This is a genomic window from Pseudomonas sp. 58 R 3 (assembly GCF_900006605.1).
Lineage (GTDB): Bacteria > Pseudomonadota > Gammaproteobacteria > Pseudomonadales > Pseudomonadaceae > Aquipseudomonas > Aquipseudomonas salomonii.
Window position 1 is genome coordinate 561,300 of sequence record NZ_CVTT01000061.1, and the last position, 20,889, is coordinate 582,188.

14 protein-coding genes are annotated in these 20,889 nt (G+C 57.0%); 5 read left to right on the forward strand and 9 right to left on the reverse strand.

Going from position 1 to position 20,889, the window contains the following annotated elements; translation table 11 throughout:
* Positions 1–115: 115 nt before the first annotated feature.
* The 3 genes from BFP92_RS20920 to BFP92_RS20930 all read right to left on the reverse strand — a co-directional run bounded on the left by BFP92_RS20920 (position 116) and on the right by BFP92_RS20930 (position 3,052).
* Positions 116–703 carry a hypothetical protein gene (locus BFP92_RS20920; RefSeq protein WP_065930907.1) on the reverse strand — a complete coding sequence of 196 codons (588 nt, stop codon included), beginning with the start codon at positions 701–703 and terminating at the stop codon, positions 116–118.
* Positions 700–1,272 carry an RNA polymerase sigma factor gene (locus tag BFP92_RS20925; RefSeq protein WP_065930908.1) on the reverse strand — a complete coding sequence of 191 codons (573 nt, stop codon included), beginning with the start codon at positions 1,270–1,272 and terminating at the stop codon, positions 700–702. Before BFP92_RS20925 ends, BFP92_RS20920 begins: the two co-directional genes overlap by 4 nt.
* A gap of 151 nt (positions 1,273–1,423) precedes the next feature.
* A complete protein-coding gene (locus tag BFP92_RS20930; protein WP_065930909.1) occupies positions 1,424–3,052 on the reverse strand; it encodes a vWA domain-containing protein in 1,629 nt (542 codons plus the stop codon).
* Between the two features lie 514 nt (positions 3,053–3,566).
* Between BFP92_RS20930 and BFP92_RS20935 the strand changes: the two genes are divergently transcribed.
* The 3 genes from BFP92_RS20935 (at position 3,567) to BFP92_RS31780 (ending at position 8,625) form a co-directional block, all read left to right on the forward strand.
* Positions 3,567–5,483 (forward strand): M10 family metallopeptidase C-terminal domain-containing protein, encoded by a 1,917-nt coding sequence (locus tag BFP92_RS20935; protein ID WP_239694290.1) that lies wholly within the window; start codon positions 3,567–3,569, stop codon positions 5,481–5,483.
* 101 nt (positions 5,484–5,584) lie between these two features.
* Positions 5,585–6,970, forward strand: a complete 1,386-nt coding sequence (locus BFP92_RS20940) for a M10 family metallopeptidase C-terminal domain-containing protein (RefSeq protein ID WP_170875853.1) — start codon at positions 5,585–5,587, stop codon at positions 6,968–6,970.
* Positions 6,971–7,491: 521 nt separating this feature from the next.
* Positions 7,492–8,625, forward strand: a complete 1,134-nt coding sequence (locus BFP92_RS31780; protein ID WP_239694291.1) for a M10 family metallopeptidase C-terminal domain-containing protein — start codon at positions 7,492–7,494, stop codon at positions 8,623–8,625.
* Between the two features lie 81 nt (positions 8,626–8,706).
* Here the strand turns inward: BFP92_RS31780 and BFP92_RS20950 are convergent, their stop codons facing one another.
* The 4 genes from BFP92_RS20950 to BFP92_RS31785 all read right to left on the reverse strand — a co-directional run bounded on the left by BFP92_RS20950 (position 8,707) and on the right by BFP92_RS31785 (position 10,658).
* Positions 8,707–9,357: a DUF799 domain-containing protein gene (locus BFP92_RS20950; protein ID WP_017136674.1), complete on the reverse strand. Its 651-nt coding sequence runs from the start codon at positions 9,355–9,357 to the stop codon at positions 8,707–8,709.
* Positions 9,354–9,716 (reverse strand): DUF4810 domain-containing protein, encoded by a 363-nt coding sequence (locus BFP92_RS20955; protein ID WP_017136673.1) that lies wholly within the window; start codon positions 9,714–9,716, stop codon positions 9,354–9,356. The genes BFP92_RS20950 and BFP92_RS20955 overlap by 4 nt, the downstream gene beginning before the upstream one ends.
* Before the next feature lie 29 nt (positions 9,717–9,745).
* Positions 9,746–10,426: a CsgG/HfaB family protein gene (locus BFP92_RS20960; protein ID WP_065930911.1), complete on the reverse strand. Its 681-nt coding sequence runs from the start codon at positions 10,424–10,426 to the stop codon at positions 9,746–9,748.
* A gap of 67 nt (positions 10,427–10,493) precedes the next feature.
* A complete protein-coding gene (locus BFP92_RS31785) occupies positions 10,494–10,658 on the reverse strand; it encodes a hypothetical protein (RefSeq protein WP_170875854.1) in 165 nt (54 codons plus the stop codon).
* 197 nt (positions 10,659–10,855) lie between these two features.
* On the opposite strand from BFP92_RS31785, the gene BFP92_RS20965 reads away from it, so the two are divergent.
* Together BFP92_RS20965 and BFP92_RS20970 are read left to right on the forward strand one after the other, a co-directional pair.
* Complete coding sequence (locus BFP92_RS20965) at positions 10,856–11,467, forward strand: hypothetical protein (protein ID WP_065930912.1); 612 nt, start codon at positions 10,856–10,858, stop codon at positions 11,465–11,467.
* 16 nt (positions 11,468–11,483) lie between these two features.
* Positions 11,484–12,071, forward strand: a complete 588-nt coding sequence (locus BFP92_RS20970) for a hypothetical protein (protein ID WP_065930913.1) — start codon at positions 11,484–11,486, stop codon at positions 12,069–12,071.
* Positions 12,072–12,207: 136 nt separating this feature from the next.
* On the opposite strand, the gene BFP92_RS20975 is transcribed toward BFP92_RS20970, so the two are convergent.
* Positions 12,208–14,772 carry an autotransporter family protein gene (locus BFP92_RS20975; protein ID WP_065930914.1) on the reverse strand — a complete coding sequence of 855 codons (2,565 nt, stop codon included), beginning with the start codon at positions 14,770–14,772 and terminating at the stop codon, positions 12,208–12,210.
* 953 nt (positions 14,773–15,725) lie between these two features.
* The gene (locus BFP92_RS20980) at positions 15,726–20,609 is read right to left on the reverse strand and encodes an RHS repeat domain-containing protein (protein ID WP_065930915.1); all 4,884 of its coding nucleotides are present in this window, start codon (positions 20,607–20,609) and stop codon (positions 15,726–15,728) included.
* Positions 20,610–20,889: the final 280 nt, after the last annotated feature.

Below are 20,889 nucleotides of genomic sequence, written 5' to 3' on the forward strand. Positions count from 1 at the left end.
AAATAATGCATATCTTTCAATAGCTTAGAATTCCAGTTATAAGCCCGCCGGGGCACCAGATACAGATGAAAAAGCCCCAGGTCGAAAGACCTGGGGCTTTTTTGTGCCTGCCGATTTACCGCTTCTGCAACGCCTCCAACCGCGCCGGCAAATCCTCCTCGGGAAAGCGCTCATGCAGCGCCAACAGCTTTTCATCCGCCGCTTTGGCTTGCCCCGCCAGGCGCAGGTTCACAATCTCCTGCAAACCTTCCTCCAACGAAGGCAACGCCAGCGGTGCGCGCTTGCTGAGTTTTGCCATTGGCGCATCCGCCATCGCACCAGCGATTTCAGCTTGAACCGGCGCGGACTCTGCCCTCGGCGCAATCGCCATCCGCGCCATGGGCGCAGCCGCAGGCGCGGCATACATCTGGGGCGCCGGCGCCGCGGAAAACGTCGCGGTGGATATCTCCGGCTGCGGCACGGGCACGCGCATCACTACGCCGATCATCAGTGCCACACCGGCAACGGTGGCGAATGCCATTTGCCAGCGCGGTTGGCGGCAGGCTTGCAGCCAGCGTTGCCACAGGCTGGGTTGCGGCGCCGGGGCTTCGCGGCGGGCGGTGGCGAGGATGAAGGCGTCGAGGGACGCGGGCGGCTCGCCGGTGCTGTGTTGACGAAAATGCTGCATCAGTTCGTCGTCGGGGGTGTGTGGGTCGTGGGTCATACGAGTATCTCCTCGGCCAGCAGGCGGCGCAGTTTCTGCTGGGCGTAACGCAGGCGGCTTTTTACGGTTTCCAGCGGGGCGCCGGTGAGGGCGGCGATTTGCGGCACTTCGAGGTCGCCGTGCAGGCGTAGCAGGAAGACTTCGCGCTGGTCTTCGGGCAGGTCTTGCAAAGCGGCGTCGAGGCGGGCCTGGTCGCGGCTCAGGCTCAGTTGCTGCTCAGGGCCGGCGCTGTCGTCGGCCTGGGCGTGCAGGTGTTCGTCGTAGCTGTCGTGCAAGGGGTTGTGGATGCCATGCTTGCGCCAGTGGTCGATCAAGCGGTTGCGGGCAATCTGGAACAGCCATGTACGAAAACTCGCCCGGCCCTGTGGCTGGGTGGCGCTGCGGATCAGGCTGAGCCAGGTTTCCTGGTACACCTCTTCAGCCAGTTCGGCCTTGTTGCTCAGTGATACCAGGAATCGGTAAAGCCCTTGGCGGTGCCGCGCGTACAACACTTCGAACGCGGCAGCGTCGCCGGTTCGGTAGCGGGCCAGCAGCGATTCGTCGCTGGGTGAGTCATCTGTTACGGCCATGTAGGTCGCGAACTCCTTTCGATGGATCGATGCACATTGACTGTTAGGGCTGGCTTGCCTGCGATGCAGACGATTCGGTACATCCTGTACACCGAGTGGCTGCCATCGCAGGCAAGCCAGCTCCCACAGTTGATTGGTGCCATGTTCGGGATCAGCGTTTGAGGCTCTGCGCCACTTCCACCAGTTGCACGAACTCGTTGCGCAACCCGAACGGGTCATCACCGCGTGCCGAGCGGGCCAGTGCGGCGGTGTCCTTCAAGCTCATGCTGCCAGTGTAGCGGCCATCGCCCTTGAGCTGTTGGGCGAAGGCGGCCACCGCTGCCGCAAAGCGCAGGTCGGCGCTGGCCGGGGCGGTTTCGTTGCGGATAGGCCGTTCAATCAGTTGGCTGGCACCGCCCGCCGCCGGTTTGTAGCGTACGCGCAGCATGGCCAGCTCAGCGGAGGTGTTTTCGGCCGCAGGCGCGGCGGCGTAACGCAACGGCTCCAACCAGCCCTTTTCGCCCTTGGGCACAATTTCGTACAGGGCGGTCACGGTGTGCCCTGCGCCGATCTCTGCGGCGTCGACCTTGTCGTTGTTGAAATCCTCACGTTTGAGTGCGCGGTTTTCATAACCCAGCAAGCGGTATTCGCTGACCTGGGCCGGGTTGAATTCCACCTGTATTTTTACGTCCCGCGCCACTACCGCCAGGGTCGAGCTGAGCTGGTCCACCAGGACTTTGCGGGCTTCACGCAGGTTGTCGATGTAGGCGTAGTTGCCGTCGCCGGCGTCGGCCAACTGCTCCATCAGGTGCTCGTTGTAGTTATCCACACCGAAACCCAGGGTAGTCAGGGACACGCCGCTTTTGCGCTGGTCGACGGCCATCTGCTTGAGGCTGTCGAAGTCGCTGACGCCCACATTGAAGTCGCCGTCGGTGGTCAGCAGGATGCGGTTGATGCCCTTCTCTATAAAGCCGGCACGGGCCATCTGGTAAGCCAGCTCGATGCCGGAGGCGCCTGCCGTTGAGCCGCCGGCGGTGAGTTGGTCGATGGCGTTGCGGATCCTGGTTTTGTCGCGCCCGCTGGTGGGTTCAAGCACCACACGCGATTCACCGGCGTAGACCACCAACGATACGCGGTCTTGATCACGCAACTGGTCCACCAGCAATTTCAGCGTGCTTTTCACCAGCGGCAAACCTTCACGGCGGTCCATGGAGCCCGACACATCCACCAGGAACACCAGGTTGGCCGGTGCCAGGTCTGCCACTGCACGGTCGGAGGCCTTGATGCCGATGCGCAGCAGTCGTGTGTGCGGGTTCCAGGGTGTGGCGGCAACTTCGGTGGTCACGCCGAAAGGCGAGCTGTCAGTGGGCAGCGCGTAGTCATAAGGAAAGTAGTTGAGCATTTCCTCCAGTCGAACGGCGCCGTCAGGTGGCAGCCGCCCTTGGTTAAGGAAACGTCTCACGTTGGCGTAGCTGCCGGTGTCGACATCGGTGCTGAAGGTCGAGACCGGGGTTTGTGCAACGCTGTAGACCGGATTGTCGGGCAGGTCCTGATAGCGTTCTTGAGGCTCGACCCGATATGCCAGGGCCACGGCTTCGCGCATGGCCATTGGTGCGGCCATCAGCACAGGCATCGCTGCCTGCTTGCTCAAGGCACCCTCGGCCTGAGGCACGGCGGCCGCTGGCACGGGAGGCTTGGCCGCCTCTCGAGACGATGAAAGCCCACAGCCGGCCAGCGAAGCCAGTACGGCAACCGCAACGCTGCAGATAAGGGGATGCAGCACTAAACGAGCATGTGACATGGCGCAGAACCTCAACCGTAAATAATCCGTTCATAGGCTCAGACGCAAAACACTGCGGATTCGGGTTAACGCTCAAAATTTAAGCGTCCAACACGCTTGGCCTACCGAGCACTGCGCCATTGCTCGTCAGCTAAAACCACCGAGCGCTGTAGTTCACTAAACAGTGCAGCGTCCGAAATAAGTTACTGTTACGCGCGAAACCTATAATGGCCCGAACAAAAAAACAACAATGTAAGCAAATCTATATTTCCAAAAAAATCATATTAAACACGATTGAAAAGATCATCTTTCAAAAAGACCAGCAGTGCTTAGAAAACCCGCCCCACCGACATAACGTTTAAAAACAAATAAACATAACACCCATTTCAAACAATTTCACACCCGCGTATTGACACACCCTAGAAACAAATACCCTATTGGAAAACAACTTATAGGATGCGAAGGTATTTCCAGCACACAGACATGCTCTTCCCTACAAAATGAATATCCCTCAACAAGAATATGGATTTATTTTATGAGAGTCGACTTTCGCCCGCCTGTCTTCCCGCAACCAGACTACAGCCAAAGTACTATTGGATCGTTTGTTCAGTCGTTTACCCAGCCTTTTTTCAAAAACCCGGTCTTCCGGCCTTTCGTGCAACCCTTCTTTAAACACCCGTTCGTACGTAAGTTCGTACAGCCCTCTGTTCAGCCATCGACACGGCGACCATTTAATCCAACCACAACAACCCGTTCCACGACATTCGACACCGCCACTAAACGCAACTGGGACGGTAAAGATCCGACCCTGCGCCCCAACGATCCCTATGCGGCTAACGTCAGAGTGCGCTCTTTCGATGAACGCCAGGCAACCGACAATCTCACTCGGGGAAACCATAAGTGGCATGACAAAAATGGCGATGGAAAGGTCTCTGTTTCCTACTCGTTCAACAGCGACGCCTGGCAATTCGATGGTCGCCAGAGAGAAATGGCACGACGTGCCATGCAGTCATGGAGCGATGTGTCCAAGCTTTCCTTTGAAGAGAATGGGCCACGCACAGAGGGCAAAATGTCATTTGGCATATCGAACGCCGTCAGCACCGCCGTAGGCTATTACCCAAGCAACCATTACCAAGGAGGCGCCACCCTGTATAACCCCAACAGGGTCACGCGCCACGACCTGATTCATGAAACGGGTCACGCCTTGGGGCTGTACCATACCGGCAACTACAATGGCGGCTATAACGAGAACCGAAGGAGCCACGTACAGGATTCCCAGGCTCATAGCGTCATGAGCTATTTCGGGGCGTCACTGAGCGGCAAAAACCATGGCGGCGCCAAACCAACATCAGCAATGATGGACGATATTTCCGCCATCCAGGCGCTCTATGGCGTCAACCGCAAAATCCGTCATGACGACACCACCTACGGTTTCAACTCCAATAGCCAGCGCGACTACTACACCCTCAATTCCAATCAGGATAAAGCGGTGTTCTGCATTTGGGACGGGGACGGCAAAGATACCCTGGACGTTTCCGGCTACCGTTCCAACCAGACCATTAACCTCAAGGCCGGCTCGTATTCCGATGTCGGCGGGCTCAAGGGCAACGTTTCCATCGCGCGCGGTGTCGTCATGGAAAACGCCATAGGCGGCTCAGGCGACGACGCGATGATTGGCAACGATGCCGATAACCGGCTCACCGGCGGCGCGGGTGGTGACCGGCTGCGCGGCGGCGGCGGCGCGGATACATTTGACTACAACAGTGCCAGTGACTCCACGCCCGACAACCCCGATACGATCATGGATTTTGTCAGCGGCACGGACAAAATCAATGTGTCCGTGGCCATGAAGAATGCCAAAGTCGGCGCACTTGCCTTCGTCAGTGAGATGACAGGCAAGGCCGGTCAGACGGTGCTCACCTACGATGAGCAAAGCGGCAAGGGCAGCCTGGCGATTGACCTGACGGGCGACGGCAAGGCCGACCTGCTGATCCGCACCTATGGGCAAGTCAAAGCAGAAGATATTGTCGCCTCCACAAGCGCCGAGCCCCAACATCAACGGCTTGAAGCCCCGAGCATTCGCTCCGCAATCACGCCGGCCCGACCACCCCACCGTTCGATAACACACGCTTACGAAAAGGTCAGCGACTCGCCCTATCACAATGCCGACTTGATTGAGAACTTTGTCAGTGGCAAAGACAAGATCAACCTCGCCGACCTGGTAAAGAATACCGGTATACCACTGCGGCTGGTCGACAACTATTCGGGCCGCGTTGGCGATACCGTAGTTAAGTTTAACTCACACAGTGGTCGATACTTTGTGGGGGTGGATTTGACGGGTAATCGCCGGACCGACTTCCTGATAAAAAGCACTCAGCTATTAGACCCCAGGGATATTATGGGTTTGACTGAAAACATTGAAAGCCACGCCAAGGTATTTCCACGCCGATAGAAACTCAAAACATTTAACCCTTTCAGCCACCCAGAGAAACCCCATTGCCCATGAGCTTCAACGTTCACACTTACGCTCGCCTACTAAAAGGATTCAAGTAGATGCTCTCCGTTAATAACAAGCTTTATAGGACGTTTGCATTATTTGAGCCTGCGCATCAACAACCCGGTGCCGTCAGGGACACGCCATTGGTGTCCTACACCACCGCCCAAGCCGCCAGGCACCTGCTACGCGCCAGCCGGGAAATGGGATTGAAATGGCAAGACCATAACCGCGACGGCGTCATTGATATTGCCTCTGAATTCTTTACGCCGGATGAGTCACACCGGGTCAGTCATGTGCCCAAGGGGGCCCGTGAGTTGAATGAACAACAAAAGAAACGGGCGCTTACGTCGATGCAAGCCTGGGCGGATGTAGCCCGTATAAAGTTCTCGCATAAAAGCGCCAGTAACGAGGGGCGGCTGACCTTGGGTGTTTACGAAGGCAACGAGGAATCCTATGCGACCCTGCCCTTTCCCAAAAGCTTTAAAAAAGGCGGTGAGGCATGGCTGGACTCAGAGCATGCACGGCCGAGGACTGACCGTTACGACCAACATGTCATGGCCCACGAAATTGGGCATACGCTGGGCCTTGACCATACCGGTGACTATAACCGGCAACCGGCCAAGCGCGGATACATTGAAGACTCTCAAGCCTACAGCCTGATGAGCTATAACCCCGAAATCAGCAGCGGGCAAAACTTCGCAAAAAACGCACAGTGGACCCACTACTCGGTGGCGCCACTGATGCATGACATTGCCGCGATACAGGCCGCCTACGGCGCCAACTATCAAACCCGTAGCGGCGATACCGTTTACGGTTTCAACTCCAACACCGAACGCGACTATTTCAGCCTGACGTCCTCACAGGACGCGCCGGTTTTTTGCATATGGGATGGCGGCGGCAACGATACGTTGGACTGCTCCGGTTTCAATCAGAAACAAACCATCAACTTGAACGCCGAAGCCTTCTCTGATGTGGGCGGTATGAAAGGCAATGTTTCCATTGCCAAGGGCGTGACCATCGAAAATGTCATTGGCGGCAGCCACGACGATACGTTGATCGGCAACCGCGCAAACAACCGCCTCAAGGGCGGGGGCGGCGCAGATACCTTGAGGGGCGGCGGTGGCGCGGATGTCTTTGTGTACGACAAGGCGAGCGACTCCACCCCGGCGAGCGCCGACCTGATCACCGACTTTGTCAGTGGCCGAGACAGGATCGACCTTACCGGGTTGAGCCAGGACACCCGTACTCAACTGCAACGGGTGCACACCTACACCGGCCGCGCGGGCGACACGCTGGTGAGGTTCAACGCCTACAGTAATCGGTACTTTGTCGCCATTGACCTGACCGGCAACGGCCAGACGGACTTTCTGCTGAAAAGCACGCGGTTGATAAGGCCCCAGGATATCAGTGGGCTGACCACCTCACGGTATGCCTCCGGATAAGCTCGCGGTCGCGCCAGGGCTCAACGTTGCACCTGAAAACGTGTGAAAACCGGTCATCGGCGATGGCCGCTTTTTCTGATGCGGGGCGAAAATTCAGCCCAGGACCGGGCATTGGCTTAACGCTGTGTAGGAACACTGTACCTACAAGAAAAACGACTTACTCGGACACACATCAGGCTTTGGAAAGTGACGCCAACGCTGTCAACTTTCCACTCAGCAAAATGGAACTTGCCTGCCTCACCAAGAAGGAAAATTGCCAATACCCTGTGAGAATAACGACCTTGAGAATTAATCCTGTAACGCCGATGTACAACCCAAATTCAAGCAGCGCTCAATCGACCCGAAGCCCTGCATACCGCCGCTGGGACGCCCCCGCTGTCCGTTCTGTGAGCAGCACTGGGGGCAACTATGACGCCACTCTACGCCCTGACGACCCTTACATACACAAAGCCAACAGGCAGTCCTTTAATAAGCAACAGGCCATTGAGCAGCTCACGCGATATACAACAACATGGCGAGACTTGAACCAAAACAAGCAGATTGAAATTTCTTACAACTTCCTTAACGAAAAGGGTCTGGGGTTTAACGACTACCAGAAACAAGAGGCCCGCCGTTCCATCCAGTCCTGGGGTGACGTGGCCAAGCTGGACTTCACTGAAAATGGCGCCCCGGCAGAAGGACGGTTGACCTTTCGCATTACCGATACCATCAGGTCTGCCGACGGTGCCTACCCTTACAGTCAATACAAAGACAGTTTCAGCGGTGATACTCGCTACAACCCAAGACATATGAACCGTCACACGTTCACCCACGAAATCGGTCACAGCCTCGGTCTGTCGCACCCAGGCACCTATAACGGTCTAGAGGACGATAATAAACGGGTGTATGCCCAAGACTCTAAAGCCCATACCGTCATGAGCTACTTCGGTGCGCAAAACAGCGGCAAAGCGATCAACGGCAACCCCATCGCGCCCATGATGGATGACATCAGTGCCATCCAACACAAATACGGCGCCAATTACCAAACCCGCAGAGAAAACAACACCTATGGCTTCAACTCCAATACCGGCAGGGACTATTACTCCCTGAGAAACCCACAGGATGCGGCGAATTTCTGCGTATGGGACGGCGCCGGCAACGACACACTGGACGTATCGGGTTACCACACCAACCAGGTCATTAACCTCAGGGCGGGCTCGTTCTCTGATGTAGGCAACGGCAAAGGCAACGTTTCTATCGCCCGCAACTGCCTCATCGAAAACGCTATCGGTGGCTCAGGCCACGATGTGATGATCGGCAACGAGGCCGATAACCGGCTCACCGGTGGGGCGGGTGCGGACCGCATGCGCGGCGGTGGCGGCGCCGACAGTTTCGTCTACAACTACGCCAGCGACTCCACACCTGCCAACCCCGACGTCATCATGGACTTCACCAGCGGCACCGACAAGGTTGACCTGCGCGGGCTGGAGCGAAGAACCAAGGCCCAATTCAAGCCCGTCAAGGCATTCAGCGGGCGCATTGGCGACGCGATCGTGGGTTTCAACCCACAGACCCAGCGCCATTTCATCGCCATCGACTTGACCGGCAACCGCACAGCAGACTTCCTGGTGACCAGTACGCAAGTGATCAGGCCACAGGATGTACTTGTGAACTGACTGCAACGCGTGAGCACCAAACCCGCGAAGCCTTTGCGGACCGAAGCGGCCAGCAAAGGCTGTTCACGGTTGAACAGGCACTCAGTCGGTGCCGTATTTCGGGTTGCGCGGGCCATACAAAATGCCGGTGCGCTGCCCCGCCGACAGCAGGCGGACACTGGCAATACCGGCAATCGGGTGCGCTGCGTCGGTGGAGCTGTTGATCACCTGCTTCACCGCTGCCGAGACCAGCATGCCCACCAGGCCGCCGCCATTGTTGTTGCCTTCCTCGCTGGAAGCGCGTGCCGAGCCGGTCCACAACGTGGTGCCGGTGCGCAGGTCCACCAGCTTGGCCGAGGCCGTCACGGAGGTGTCGCTGGAGATCAGCATGTACTTGGTGCCGTAGTCGCTGATGGTGATGTACAGCGCCGCGTCCGCACCAAAAATGTCATGCAGCTTGCCCGGCGCCACGCCCTGGATATCGTTGGCGGTGGTCAGGCCGTTCTGGCGGAAGGTCTCGTCCACCAGGGCAATCGGCAGCACGTAGTAACCGGCTTCGGCCAACGGGTAGGTGACCTGCGAAACCAGGCTGTAGGACGCCTGCACTTCCGGCGATTCATTGATGGGGGGCAGTACCAGGATCGACTTCGGCCGAGCCTGTTTGAAGGCCGTGTAATCAATGGTTTTGGGCGCCGCGCAACCGCCGAGCAACGCCAGGGCCAGCAAGGCGCCGGTGAGTTTTAACAGGTTCATTTAGTGGCGACTCCAGCCTTGGCGTTTTTAAGCAGAAAATCCATGTACGCGGCGGACTCAGGGAACAACGCCTTCTCGGTACGGAATTCCTGCACCATCTGGTCATCCTTGCCCATGCTCAGGTACAGCATGCCCAGGTGCGCGTGGTAACCCGGCGGGGCCTTGCGGCCACTGGCGTTGATTTTTTGCAGATCACGCTCCAGGGCTTCCACTTGCGCTTCCTTGGGCTCGCCCTTGAAGTACTCGTAAACCTGCGGCTGGTAGCTTTCCCACTGATACAGGGGTTGGGGCGCCGTGTGGCACCCGGCGACCGTCGCGATTGCTGTCAGCATCAGCGCCAACTTAACTGCCTTGCTCATCCGTGTAGTGCTCCTTGGCGTTCTTGTTATCAGTTACGCGGGTTCCAGGCGCCGGCGTTGATGCCGTCTACCAGGCGGTTGATCGCTTCGCGCATGGCCAGGTCCAGAACCTTGCCATTGAGGGTGGAGTCGTAGCTGGCAGTGCCGCCAAAACCGATGACTTCGCGGTTGGACAGCGCGTATTCACCAGCGCCCTGGGTGGAATACACCACTTCGGAGGTGCTGATGTTGACGATATTCAGCGCAACCTTGGCGTAGGCCACTTGGGTTTTGCCACGGCCGAGAATGCCGAACAACTGGCGGTCGCCGGTCTCTTTGCGGCCGAACTCGGTCACGTCCCCCGTCACCACGTAGTCAGCGCCTTTAAGCTTCTGCACGGCGCCTTTGATCGCGGCTTCCTGGGAGATTTCGCCCATGTTGTCGCGGTCCAGCACGCTGAAGCGGTTGGTCTGCTGCAGGTGGGTGATCAGGATGGTCTTGGCCTGGCCGCCCAGGCGGTCAACGCCGTCGGAGAAGATGCCGCGCATGTAGCTGGAACGGTTATCGAACTTGCCCACGGCAATCGGCACACGCACGCCGGAATAAGCGACGTGGGCGCTGGCAACTTGCTCCACCGGCATCGCGCGGTTGCTCTCGGTGGCGCAGCCGGCCACGTTCAGCAACGCTGCGGCGGTGAGGCCCGACAGCAGAATTTTGGACAGTGTTTTCACAGGGTGCTCCTAGGGGTGAAACCAACGGAAAGGGCTGTGGTGTACGTTATCAACGAAGTCGCGGCGATCAGATTTTGCTGAAAAAGCGCGCGCGTTTGCACACGGCCTCAACATCGATAATGTCGAGCCCGCCAATAGCGGTATCAGGAAGAGTGACTGCCATGCAGCAGTGCGGTTGAAACATGCGGCCCGCGGTGAGGCGGGTGGCAGGGAGAAAAGCAGAGAGGCGCATTGCTTGATTCGTCCTTGAAAAATGCCGTGTATCCAGTGCGCGGTATTTTACGGGGTTGCCCTGTGTACTCAAGCGGTTTCACCGCTTCGCAAGCGTTCCCCGCTCAACGGCATTCTGTTACGTTGCGCGCCCGCCTCAAGTTACACAGCCATCGGTCGAGACATTGACTTGGCTTGTTCATTAAATAGGGATATTGCGTGTTGAAAACCCTCCTTCGGGCTGCGGCCCTGCTCGCGACGCTGTCGATGACCGGCTGCGTTTCCTACACCGTCAGCGGCCCCATTGGCGCCCCGCTCCACCCGGCCCCCATCAGCAGCCCACGCAGTGCGCAAGTCGCTGATGTGACAGTGAGCGCCGCCGACGTCAACGACGCCAACAAAACCGCGATCAGCCGTTCGCTCACGGCCCAGCTCAATCAGTACGTGCGTACGGCGGGCTACTTCAAGCAGGTCACTGAGTACCCGGTGCGCCTTGGCGAAAACGACGTCGCGCTGAAATTCAACATGACCTCCCTCAAGGGCCACCGTGGCGTTCACCCCGCCTACGTGCCTGGCGCGCTGTTGACGCTGACGATCTGGATCTGGGTCAACGGCCCGATTTTCGTCGACACCTTCGACGTGGCCGGCGACCTGGTGATTGTCGACCGCGACGGCAAGGAACTGGCGAGCGCCAAGCAAGAGGTCAAGTTTGAACGCAACGTGGGCCTCTACGGCCGCGAATACTGGGCCCCGACCATGGGCGCCAAACAGCTGAACGAACTGGTCGCGCAACTGCTCGACACCGCCACTGCCAAGCTGGCCAAACCGTAATTTCAGGGAGCAACACATGAAAGGGTTGATCAAACACAGCCTGGTCCTCGCCGCCGTCTTGTTGACCGGTTGCGTGTCCTACTCGCAACACGAATTGCCAGCCGTGCAAACCTGGCCGCCGACCGCCAGCACATCGGCACAGAAACCCACCGCCTACGTGCGCACCACGGCGCTGAGCCAGGTCAACGGTGGCCCCGGCAATACCACTGCCGGTGCACCTGCGGCGCTGTGGGAAAAAACCGTGGCCGATGGGTTCCGCCAGTCCAACCGCTTTGCACGGGTGAGCACCGACAAGGTCGACTCGGACATCTATGCCGATGCCACGCTGTACAACAACGAACAGTTCAGCATGGCCTCGGCGATCATCACCGGCGCCACGTTCTTCATCATCCCGTCCACGGCGAAGAACACCTTCACCCTGGAAACCGTGTTCAAGGACAAGGACGGCAAAGAGTTGGGCCGCGTGAAGAAAAGCGAATCCGTGCGCACCTGGATGCACCCGGTGCTGATCGTGGGCATTCCGTTCCAGGCCAATACCGCTGAAGTGGTTGAAGCCCTGACACGCAGCACGCTGGATGAGGCCGTGCAGCGCAAGTTGTTCTGACATCAGGAAGCTGATCGTTCCCACGCTCCGCGTGGGAATGCATACGGTGACGCTCTGCGTCACGGCCTTAAGGGCAGACGCAGAGCGTCCAGGGCGGCATTCCCACGCAGAGCGTGGGAACGATCAGCGCTGGGGCTTAGAACGCGTAACGCGCTTTGAGCATCACGCCATCGGCGTCAAAGCCACTGCGCGCTTGGCGGGTGTAGCTGGCGCCCACGGTGAAGTCCGACACCTGGTAGTTCACGCCCACACTCGCCTCGTAGCTGTCACGCGCCACCGACGCGCCAGTGGTGGTGAACGCTGCACCACCCGCCACGAAGTTGGAGGTTTGCGCGACGCGATCACCCATCAGGTCGTGATAGGCCATCAAGGTCGCTTCCGGTTGCAGGCTACCCGCACCCATCGGCAAGTTGCCGGCCAAACGCACACCCGCGCCCAGCTCACCCACTTCATAACGCTGCGAACGCGTGCTCAGCGCCGCCGAAGAACCCTTCTCGTCGTAGCCGTCCATGCGCACGTTGGCATAACGCGCCGCCACGCGCGGCTCGATCACCACCGCCTGCGATGGCTTGAAGCTGTAGCCGCCGATCACGCTGGCCGACAACACATTACTGTCGTAACTGCCCTTGGCCGTGGTGCCCGCCACATGGCGCTTGCTGTCGTTGTCGTTATGACCGTAGCTGAGGCTGCCATCGACAAACCAGTTTTGCAGCGCCCAGTTGCCATACAGCGACAGCGCGTGGCCCTCCACATCGGTCTTGTTGCCAAGGTCCGAATGGATGTTGGAATTAAGGTAGCTGTAAGCCACGCCCAGGGTGGTGGTGTCGTTCAAACGCCCGTCCACACCCACGGCCATGCCGCTGCTGTTGGCCGAGTAACCGTTGTTACCGCCGCGCCCATCCTGGTCCATGTTGCTGCTCAAACCCTGCACCCACACGCCGCCGGTTTGATGGCCTTCGCGCTGATCAGTGAGGCGGTTGAAAATCGCTCCATTGATAACGGTTTGCCCCGACAACGCCACATCCAGCGCGCCACGGTTCACGTCCGGCTTGAGCTGCTCACTCACCCTAGCAAGCTGTTGCGCAGTCCCGGCGTTGGCGAGGGACTGGAACACAGGGTCGTTCTGGTTGAGCCCGCCGAGCACATCGTTCTTGAACGTATTCACCGCCGTGGCCGCTGCGGCGCTGGCACCTGCACCGGCAAGTTCCTGCTGCACTTGCTGGTTGTCTTTAACTGCGACAACAGCCTTGACCGTTTGCGCATCCGCCGAGTAGCTCAGCACGTTGAGCAGCGACGACGAACTGGCAACCGACAGGCCGTTATTCTGCAAACTGGTGGCCTGCAACAGCGTGTATTGGGTGCCGTTATTGGTGCGCGCAAAGTCGCCTGGCTGCGCACTCACCGTAAGCTTCGACGCCTGGGCGAAATTAGCCGTACCGTTAACCGACAGATACGGCGTGGTCGGCACCACGCTGTCGGCCAGGTGCATATCAATGCCCGCACCGCTGGCGACGTTAAGGTTGCCGCTGATCGTGGTACCGGGCGCGGCCAGGTTCAGCGAGCCGGAATTGATCGATACCGGCGCGATAATGCGATTGCCGACAAAATCAGCTTGGCCAGCGACATTCACTGCACTCAAGTTGAGCAGGTCGCCGGTGATTTTGCCGCCCGTCCAGTTCAGCGTGGCAAGGTTGGCGGCGTCGATGGCCGTGCCGGATTTGCTGCGGATCTCGCCTGCTTGCTGGTTGATCTCGAACGGCGAAGTCTGGTCACGGGCATCGACCAGGATCGCGGTGCTGTCGGCACTGATCAGGCCACGGTTGATAACGCCGCGCGCGCCCGACTGCGGGTTCTGGGTAAAGGTCGCTCCAGTCAGGTGTACAGCCACCGCATTGGCGCCGTTGGCTTCAATCGTGCCGGTGTTGAGCAAGTAATCGAAGGTACCGGAGTTGAACTGTACGGCCCTGGCCATGCCACCGTTGACCGTCACCACACCGCTGTTTTCTATACGCAGGTCACTGGTGTCGGTTTCAACTTCAATGCCCAACGCCTCTTCACCCGTGACGCGGATGGTGCCGGAGTTGAGGATTTTGCCGCCGACGGTCACCGGCATGTTGTTATGGGTATCCAGGATCAGGCCGTAGCCGTAGATGGAAGTGACATCAATCAGGCCGGAGTTGATCACGTCACCACCAACGGTCGTACCATTGAGGTACATGCCCTCGCCGTCACTGTCCGACCCCGGCACGTCAACGGCGACGATAGTTCCGGAGTTGATCACGCTGCCGCCGATGTTCGCGGCGCCCACCTCAAAACCTTCGGCCCAGGTCTGGTTGGTAAGCCTGATCGTACCAGCCTGGATGACATCACCGGTGATCGTGCCGCCACGGGCGCGCAGATCAGAGTCCAGCGCGCCATCCACCACAAAACCACGGATGTTGAGGCCACTGCCATCAATGTTGTAGTCGGCGCGGTTGATCAGCGAACCCTGAACATTGGTCTCGGCAACACTGGCCCCATCGACATTGCGCTGGGTGGCCACCACATTGCGCGACCCGACCAAGGTGACAGGCTCGTTGAACACCTGGCCTTTCCACTTGTTCTGGCCGCTGCTCACGTCGAATTCCACCGCAGCAACATGCGCGGCGCCTGCGCTGACCATCAGGGCCAACAGGGTTTTCTGGAACGGCTTACGCTTCATTTCAAACTCCATGAACTACAGTCAAAGCCGCCAATACGCCCGGCGGCTGTAGGTGTGCTGAGCGAGGGATCAGATGATCCGAATGCACTCCCCAAGGCACTTTGCTGAACCACAGGCGCGGGCAATCGCACCGCAGCCGGTGGTGGCAGACAAGGGAATGGGGAGGCGAAGTTCACATTAATCCTTAATGTCGTTTTAAAACGCTGCAGTCCATGCAGCCCGACCGGTTGCGGGTGGGCGGGGTAAAGACCCGGGTTTGAGGGAAATGGTTCCTTTTGCGGTAGGAAACTTCCCCAAACTACCGAGGGTTTGCCTGATATCCGTGAGCGGACGGCGGAATGCGTTGGGGATGGAGGGGCTGGGGATAGGCGAAAGGGGGTTGAGTCAGGGCGTTGGTGCCTTGCGTGGGTTTGGGTGGGGAGCTTTTATAGTCCGGCCCGTCGCCCATATGGCGATCAGGTTTGGCGACCTGACGACAGAGTGCAAAAACAACCCGCGTCCATGCAGGTGTTTTTGCACCCGCAAAGCTGTGAATGTTATGGCGGCTGTGCGCGGGAGACCTCCGGGTCTGCCGGTTACTCTGTTCCGGTTCGCCAACCTGCGTACAGCTGCCACCCATTCGTTTGGCGACGAATGCGTGGTGGCTTAATCCACCAACAGAGTACTGAAAATGAACCAATACATGCCCCTAACGGGCCACGACTGCACCGTCCCCGCTCTGCGGTGCTTCAAGACTTCGCCCAACTACTGGCTGTACCGCTGCGTGATGGGTGTGATTTGCTGGATGTCATCATTCGCAGGCTTAACAGCGCTGACTAACCGGACGACGACGGGGGTGGGCTGCAAAGCCCCTTAATTTTCAACCGGCACGAAAAACCAATGCCCCGACATGTCGGGGCATTGGTTTTAACGGGTATAGACTGCGGTTTTAAAGCGCTGATATTGGCACTCACTCAACGGAATCGAACCTTACTCCAATATTTGCCCCAACTGCCCCAAGGTAACCACGTGGCATCCCCGACAGCAGTATTGGCGAAGTCAGCGCTGCCCTCAGGAACGCCCAGATTTCCCAAAACACCCGTGGTAACAAACACGATTGTATTGGCGTCACCCAGGCCGAAGAGTCTTGTGGCACCTTTGGCTTGCTCCAACACTGATCCTATTTTGCGAGGAATAGCTGGAATCAGACGCGAAGCCCCACGAGTAGCGAACTGACCATATAGATTGCCATAGTCCTTGAACTGCCCCATTCGTCTCAGTGGGTTTATCAGACTGGGGGCCGCTTTAACCAAAACTCTGCTGGCAGTTGCAAGCCCTGTACGCCCCAGGAAACTCGCCAGCTTGAATACCTTGCCAGCGAGCGCCTTCGCTCCGCCTGCCGCGCCCGCCCCCAAGGATACCCATGCCAGAACATTGGACAACTCTGGATGGGTCTCGCTGAGGAGCACTGAAGCAACGCCTGCCCCTAATGAGATCACCGCGAGCCCAATCAATGCGGCATACAACGGTAATGCCAAGCCGCCACTCATGATGGCCACCATTACGCCGATGCCCCCCCAAAGTATGTTATTGATCAGCTGCCCAGCGCCTTTGAGACTCATAGGCCCTGGGAGACGGTCACCCCACTCGGCACGCAAGCGCGCACTCACCGAGAAGTGACCGCTGGGGTCGTGATGGTTGATGGGATCGTCTTCTGCGCAATAGGCATAGACGTTACGACCAGCTCTTCGGTCGAAGGGGCTTAAGTCGTCCATCGCGTTAAAACACATGGCGCTCGGGTCATAAAAACGGTAGCCCATGCCCAGCGCAAAATGGCCAGTTGAAGGGTCGCGATGTTCGCCCTTAAAGCTCAGCATTGAGTCAGTATCTTGCGAAAAATGCTCGCCGTAAGCCGTATACGCGTGGTGCTGGCCGGTGCCCGCCGTTGAGTCGTAGGTATATATCACGGTGCCATTGGCATCGCAGAGTAAATACAGGGTTCTGTTCACACCGGACATCCTGGATCGTTGCACGATACAGGCGCTGCTTGCGGGAAGCAGCTCACGGGCGTCGCCGCTGCCGTCCAACTTATACTCACCCGTGACATTGTTGCCGTCATACATAAGCTGGGTCTTTTTGCCGTCGTGATCGCGGGTCATCAAACGATCAGTCGGGTCGTAGGTATAGCGGGTGCTCCCGGCTTTTATCAGTCGCCCTAGCCAATCATATTCATACTTTTTACCTGTCTGGTCCTGCGTCACGCGCCCGGCGGGGTCATAACTCAAACTGGCCGTCGATGTGTAGTCCACATGGCTATTGTCCACTTGAGTCAGACAAAAACCCTTCAGGCCATCGTAGGTATAGGTTGCGGTGTTCTCCCCATCACTGAACGTCGTGACGCAGGTGGTGACATTGCCCAGGGCATCATAAGTGAACACTTGTTTGGAGATGTCTTTGCCCTTAGGGTTCTTTGGGCACCATACGCCCGTCGTGAGGCAGGCCACGAGTCGCCCGCCCGGGGTATAGATGTATTCGCGCCGACCCAATACGGTGTCATATGTTTTTGATTCGGGTAATTTCGATGCGTTGTCGGCGTTTCCCTGCCTAAGTTCGACTGATTTCAATTTTCCATCGTTTTCAAAGGCACTGGCCACTTTAAAATCCACGTCTTTCGGGCCGTAAAAAATGCGACTGACTTCACCCAGGCTCCCATCGTAGGCGTAGTTCACCGTACACAGCACATCGTAGCTATCTTTTTTGTGAACGGACTCCTCCCTAAGTCGACCTTGGTCGTCTGTTAGGTGTTTTGTTAAAACGTCTCCTCCCGTGGTTGTGCAAGGCAACCCCTTTGGCGAGTCGTACTCAAATTCGGTTTTTAGATCCAAGGGGCTAGTAACGCTGAGCAGGCGCCCTTGCGGTGAATAATCAGACTTTATTTTTTTAGTCACACCAGGCTCAGCTTTTACGCTCTGCTCGGTGACACGCAGTGAGAGGTCATGGGAATAACTCAGCAGGTGCTCCCCTTCCGAGGCGGTTGAAATACCCTGAGTCCCATAGGCGTAAGTAAATGTCTTCTCTTCGCCTGCATTAGCGGTTCGGGTCCTGGCCAGGCGATTGCCCAGCTCCTTGATATATTCGTGCTCAAGGATGCTGCCTTGCGCGGTCACCGTTTTTGCCGGCACCCCGCTGGCGCCTGTGTAAGTGAAGGTTTCGGTGCTGGCCCCGCGGGTGATGGAGGTGACGCGACCCCAACTGTCGAAGCTGCGTTTACCCAGGGTGTAGGTTTTATTGTCGAACTCGATGTCCACTTGCTCCGCTTCGGGCTGCAGCCAGTGTTTGGAGCGGGTATAGCGGTAGGTGTAGACCGTGGCCACATCCGTTGCCCCTTTGCCCTTTTCACTGTGGGTTTCGCGGAGCAAGCGGCCGAATGCATCGTAGCTGTACTCCACGGTAGTGATCCCGCGTTCGCCCTCGGTGTAGAGTGTTTTGACCTGCCGGACACGGTTGTATGTGGCGGTCTGGGTTTGGTAAACATGGCCCTGCTGGTTTTTCCATTCGACCTTACGGATGGTCTTATTCGCGTTGTAGTGAGTGACGATGGCGTGTTTGTCAGTGTCTTTTCCGGCCCAATGCGTGCGCGTCAACGCTACGGGATCGTAAACATCGAAGACTTTTCGGCCATCGCTGTACGTACGGCAGCGCACTTGGCCCCACTCGTCGTATTCCAACTCCTCCCATTCGCTGAGCTGATTATTGGTGTGCTTATGGTGGGTGGTACGCAGTTCGCGCCCGAGAGTGTCATAGCTTACGGCCTTGATGAGTATCTTGTTTCCCTGTTCAACCCGGTATTCACTGACCAGGCGGCCTTGGCCATCGTACTGGCTCAGATGGGTGAGCCCCTCAGGGCCGGTGACCTGCACTTGCCCTGGCGCCGGGTAGGTATAAGTCGTCGTTTGCCTATAGGTCGGACTTTGTGCGCAGGTGGTTAACGTCGCCAACTTGCCGTAAGCGTCATAACCATAGTCGGTGCGGTTGCCATCGACGTCGACCTGGCGAATGAGGCGACCACTGAGGGTACTGTGAGTCTCTGAAGAGGTGCGTTGGTTGCCCCGTTCATCGGTATCGGTAGTGGTGGTGGTCAGTTCGGTTTCATCAACGCCGCCCAGGGTGTAATCGAAATAGCGTGCGGGTTCGCCAGTGAAGTGACCGGGCCTTACGGTCGCTTGGCTGATGCTTTTTGGGCGCCCGGTGCGAAAGTCTCGACCCTCGAAATAGCTGTTCTGTTGAATCACGTAGGCACCCTCCTTGGCATCATCGCCTGCGAAAGTAACGCGCAGAGTGCTCGTAAGTTTGGTTTCGCTCAGGCCTTCAATACTTCCATATTGATACAGGCTACACTGAGCTATATTCCACAGGTTGGACTGATCGCCATCGCATATCCCTACCGGGAACAAATTACTGTCATAGATCGCATCGACGTTAACTCTGCTTGAGGGAAATATGCTTTTGAGAACACTTTCTTCCAACAAAAGGGGACTAGGTATTTCTTTCCGCAGCCAAATGAATAGCGGATACCATAACGTTTCATTTAAGGGGAGAGTTTCATCGACATAACCTACTTCATGAGTCACTCCATCCTGTATAGTCCTGATGAGTCCGCCATCGTCATTTAAAAAGTTTTTAATAACTATTGAATTTTCTTTCGCTTCTTTTTTGTACGTGGTGGTAGCGATACTAGAGCCAAAACGGGTACCAAGACCAATCGGCTTCCCTTTTACATAATCATAAATTGTTGCGACCTCGCCCCCACCTTGCGTGACTGTTTCCGACTTAACATTGTGCTGTGCATCGTAACGATAATGGGTTGAGCGAATAGCCGGGACACCTTCGCGTTTAATAGTCACGTAATTTTTCGAATTTTCTCCGTCGCGCATATACTCGTAGGTCGTGATAACCGGGGTTCCCGTGCCAGTCGGCGTCAAGGTGTGACTGCTGACACAGGGCAATGCGGATAACTTTGGATTGTCCGGAAATTTCAGACCATTGTCTTTGTACTCGACGCTTTCCGTAAGGCCATCAAAGTTGACAGTCTCGTTCAGCAGTCGACCACACACCGGATGGTCCAAGTAGTTGAAGGTGGTTTTGCTGCCATCTTCAAGACTCACGGATCGCAAGGCAAAATCATCGATGCTCAGGGTATAAGTGATTGTCTCCGGGCTACCCGGCCAAAAAGCGAAGTAGACCATTTCGGGCTTATAATTAGAGCCCATCACAGCGGGAACGTAGACAACCTCGAGCAGCCTGCGACTTCGACCATCTTTAATACCGGTCAACTTAACTTGATAATAAGTTTTTCCACTTATAACGTGAGGTATTGTCGCCCACGTAAAATATACAAAGTTTTTACCATCCATGGTCAACGACTCAGGCATGTAAACCCCAGAATCACTCTGCAACACCAGTACTTCTGTTCTGCCGTCCTTGCGCGCCACTGTAAGTTTGCCATCAGACCATGTTGCAGCAACCGCAGTGTTCTTCATATTCTTATTTTTTTTGAGTTCAATCGTTTCCCCAGAGTGTAGTGTCAATTTCTCATGGGCTGCTCGCCAGCTGCTCATCCGTGGGCACCAACCATCTCCTAAAGCTGCTTCATTGTTGATAGTGGGGGTATACAGGATATCGACTTTAACGGCTGGCCCGTTGCCGTCATTTCCGGTAACCGTGCACAGTGGAAGGTAAAGTTCAAACAGGCCAGTGCGGGGGTCCACTGCATTGCGCTCTTGCGTGGTGGCATTGAAGATCGGGTCTGTTTCACTATCGCTGGCGTCCGTGCCCATTACATTGTAAGGATTGTTCATATTCATCTCCTATAAATATGTCAGCCTCTTTTTAAGAGGGTCTATTTCCACCTCGAATCTACACTGCCCCACATCACGAGATAACTGTCAGTTCTCACAGGTAGTTTATATTTATTGGTTCTAACCAAGACGCTTTTACTTCCATCAACCTAACCGTCCACTTCATACAATGGGTTCGGCAATAAATTTCCTGCAGTAGGAAAATCGTTGGGCACGGTCGCGGAATACAGCGTAGGCAAAAGCACAAAAAAGGGGGCAGGCCCTGAGGGATCCTGCTGAG

What these genes read in the sequence shown, in the direction of transcription:
- BFP92_RS20935 (WP_239694290.1), top strand. Translation starts at nt 3,567, where the DNA reads ATGAGAGTCGACTTTCGCCCGCCTGTCTTCCCGCAACCAGACTACAGC.
- BFP92_RS20980 (WP_065930915.1), bottom strand. Translation starts at nt 20,609, where the DNA reads ATGAACAATCCTTACAATGTAATGGGCACGGACGCCAGCGATAGTGAA.
- BFP92_RS20940 (WP_170875853.1), top strand. Translation starts at nt 5,585, where the DNA reads ATGCTCTCCGTTAATAACAAGCTTTATAGGACGTTTGCATTATTTGAG.
- BFP92_RS20925 (WP_065930908.1), bottom strand. Translation starts at nt 1,272, where the DNA reads ATGGCCGTAACAGATGACTCACCCAGCGACGAATCGCTGCTGGCCCGC.
- BFP92_RS20970 (WP_065930913.1), top strand. Translation starts at nt 11,484, where the DNA reads ATGAAAGGGTTGATCAAACACAGCCTGGTCCTCGCCGCCGTCTTGTTG.
- BFP92_RS20950 (WP_017136674.1), bottom strand. Translation starts at nt 9,357, where the DNA reads ATGAACCTGTTAAAACTCACCGGCGCCTTGCTGGCCCTGGCGTTGCTC.
- BFP92_RS31785 (WP_170875854.1), bottom strand. Translation starts at nt 10,658, where the DNA reads ATGCGCCTCTCTGCTTTTCTCCCTGCCACCCGCCTCACCGCGGGCCGC.
- BFP92_RS20920 (WP_065930907.1), bottom strand. Translation starts at nt 703, where the DNA reads ATGACCCACGACCCACACACCCCCGACGACGAACTGATGCAGCATTTT.
- BFP92_RS20955 (WP_017136673.1), bottom strand. Translation starts at nt 9,716, where the DNA reads ATGAGCAAGGCAGTTAAGTTGGCGCTGATGCTGACAGCAATCGCGACG.
- BFP92_RS20930 (WP_065930909.1), bottom strand. Translation starts at nt 3,052, where the DNA reads ATGTCACATGCTCGTTTAGTGCTGCATCCCCTTATCTGCAGCGTTGCG.
- BFP92_RS20975 (WP_065930914.1), bottom strand. Translation starts at nt 14,772, where the DNA reads ATGAAGCGTAAGCCGTTCCAGAAAACCCTGTTGGCCCTGATGGTCAGC.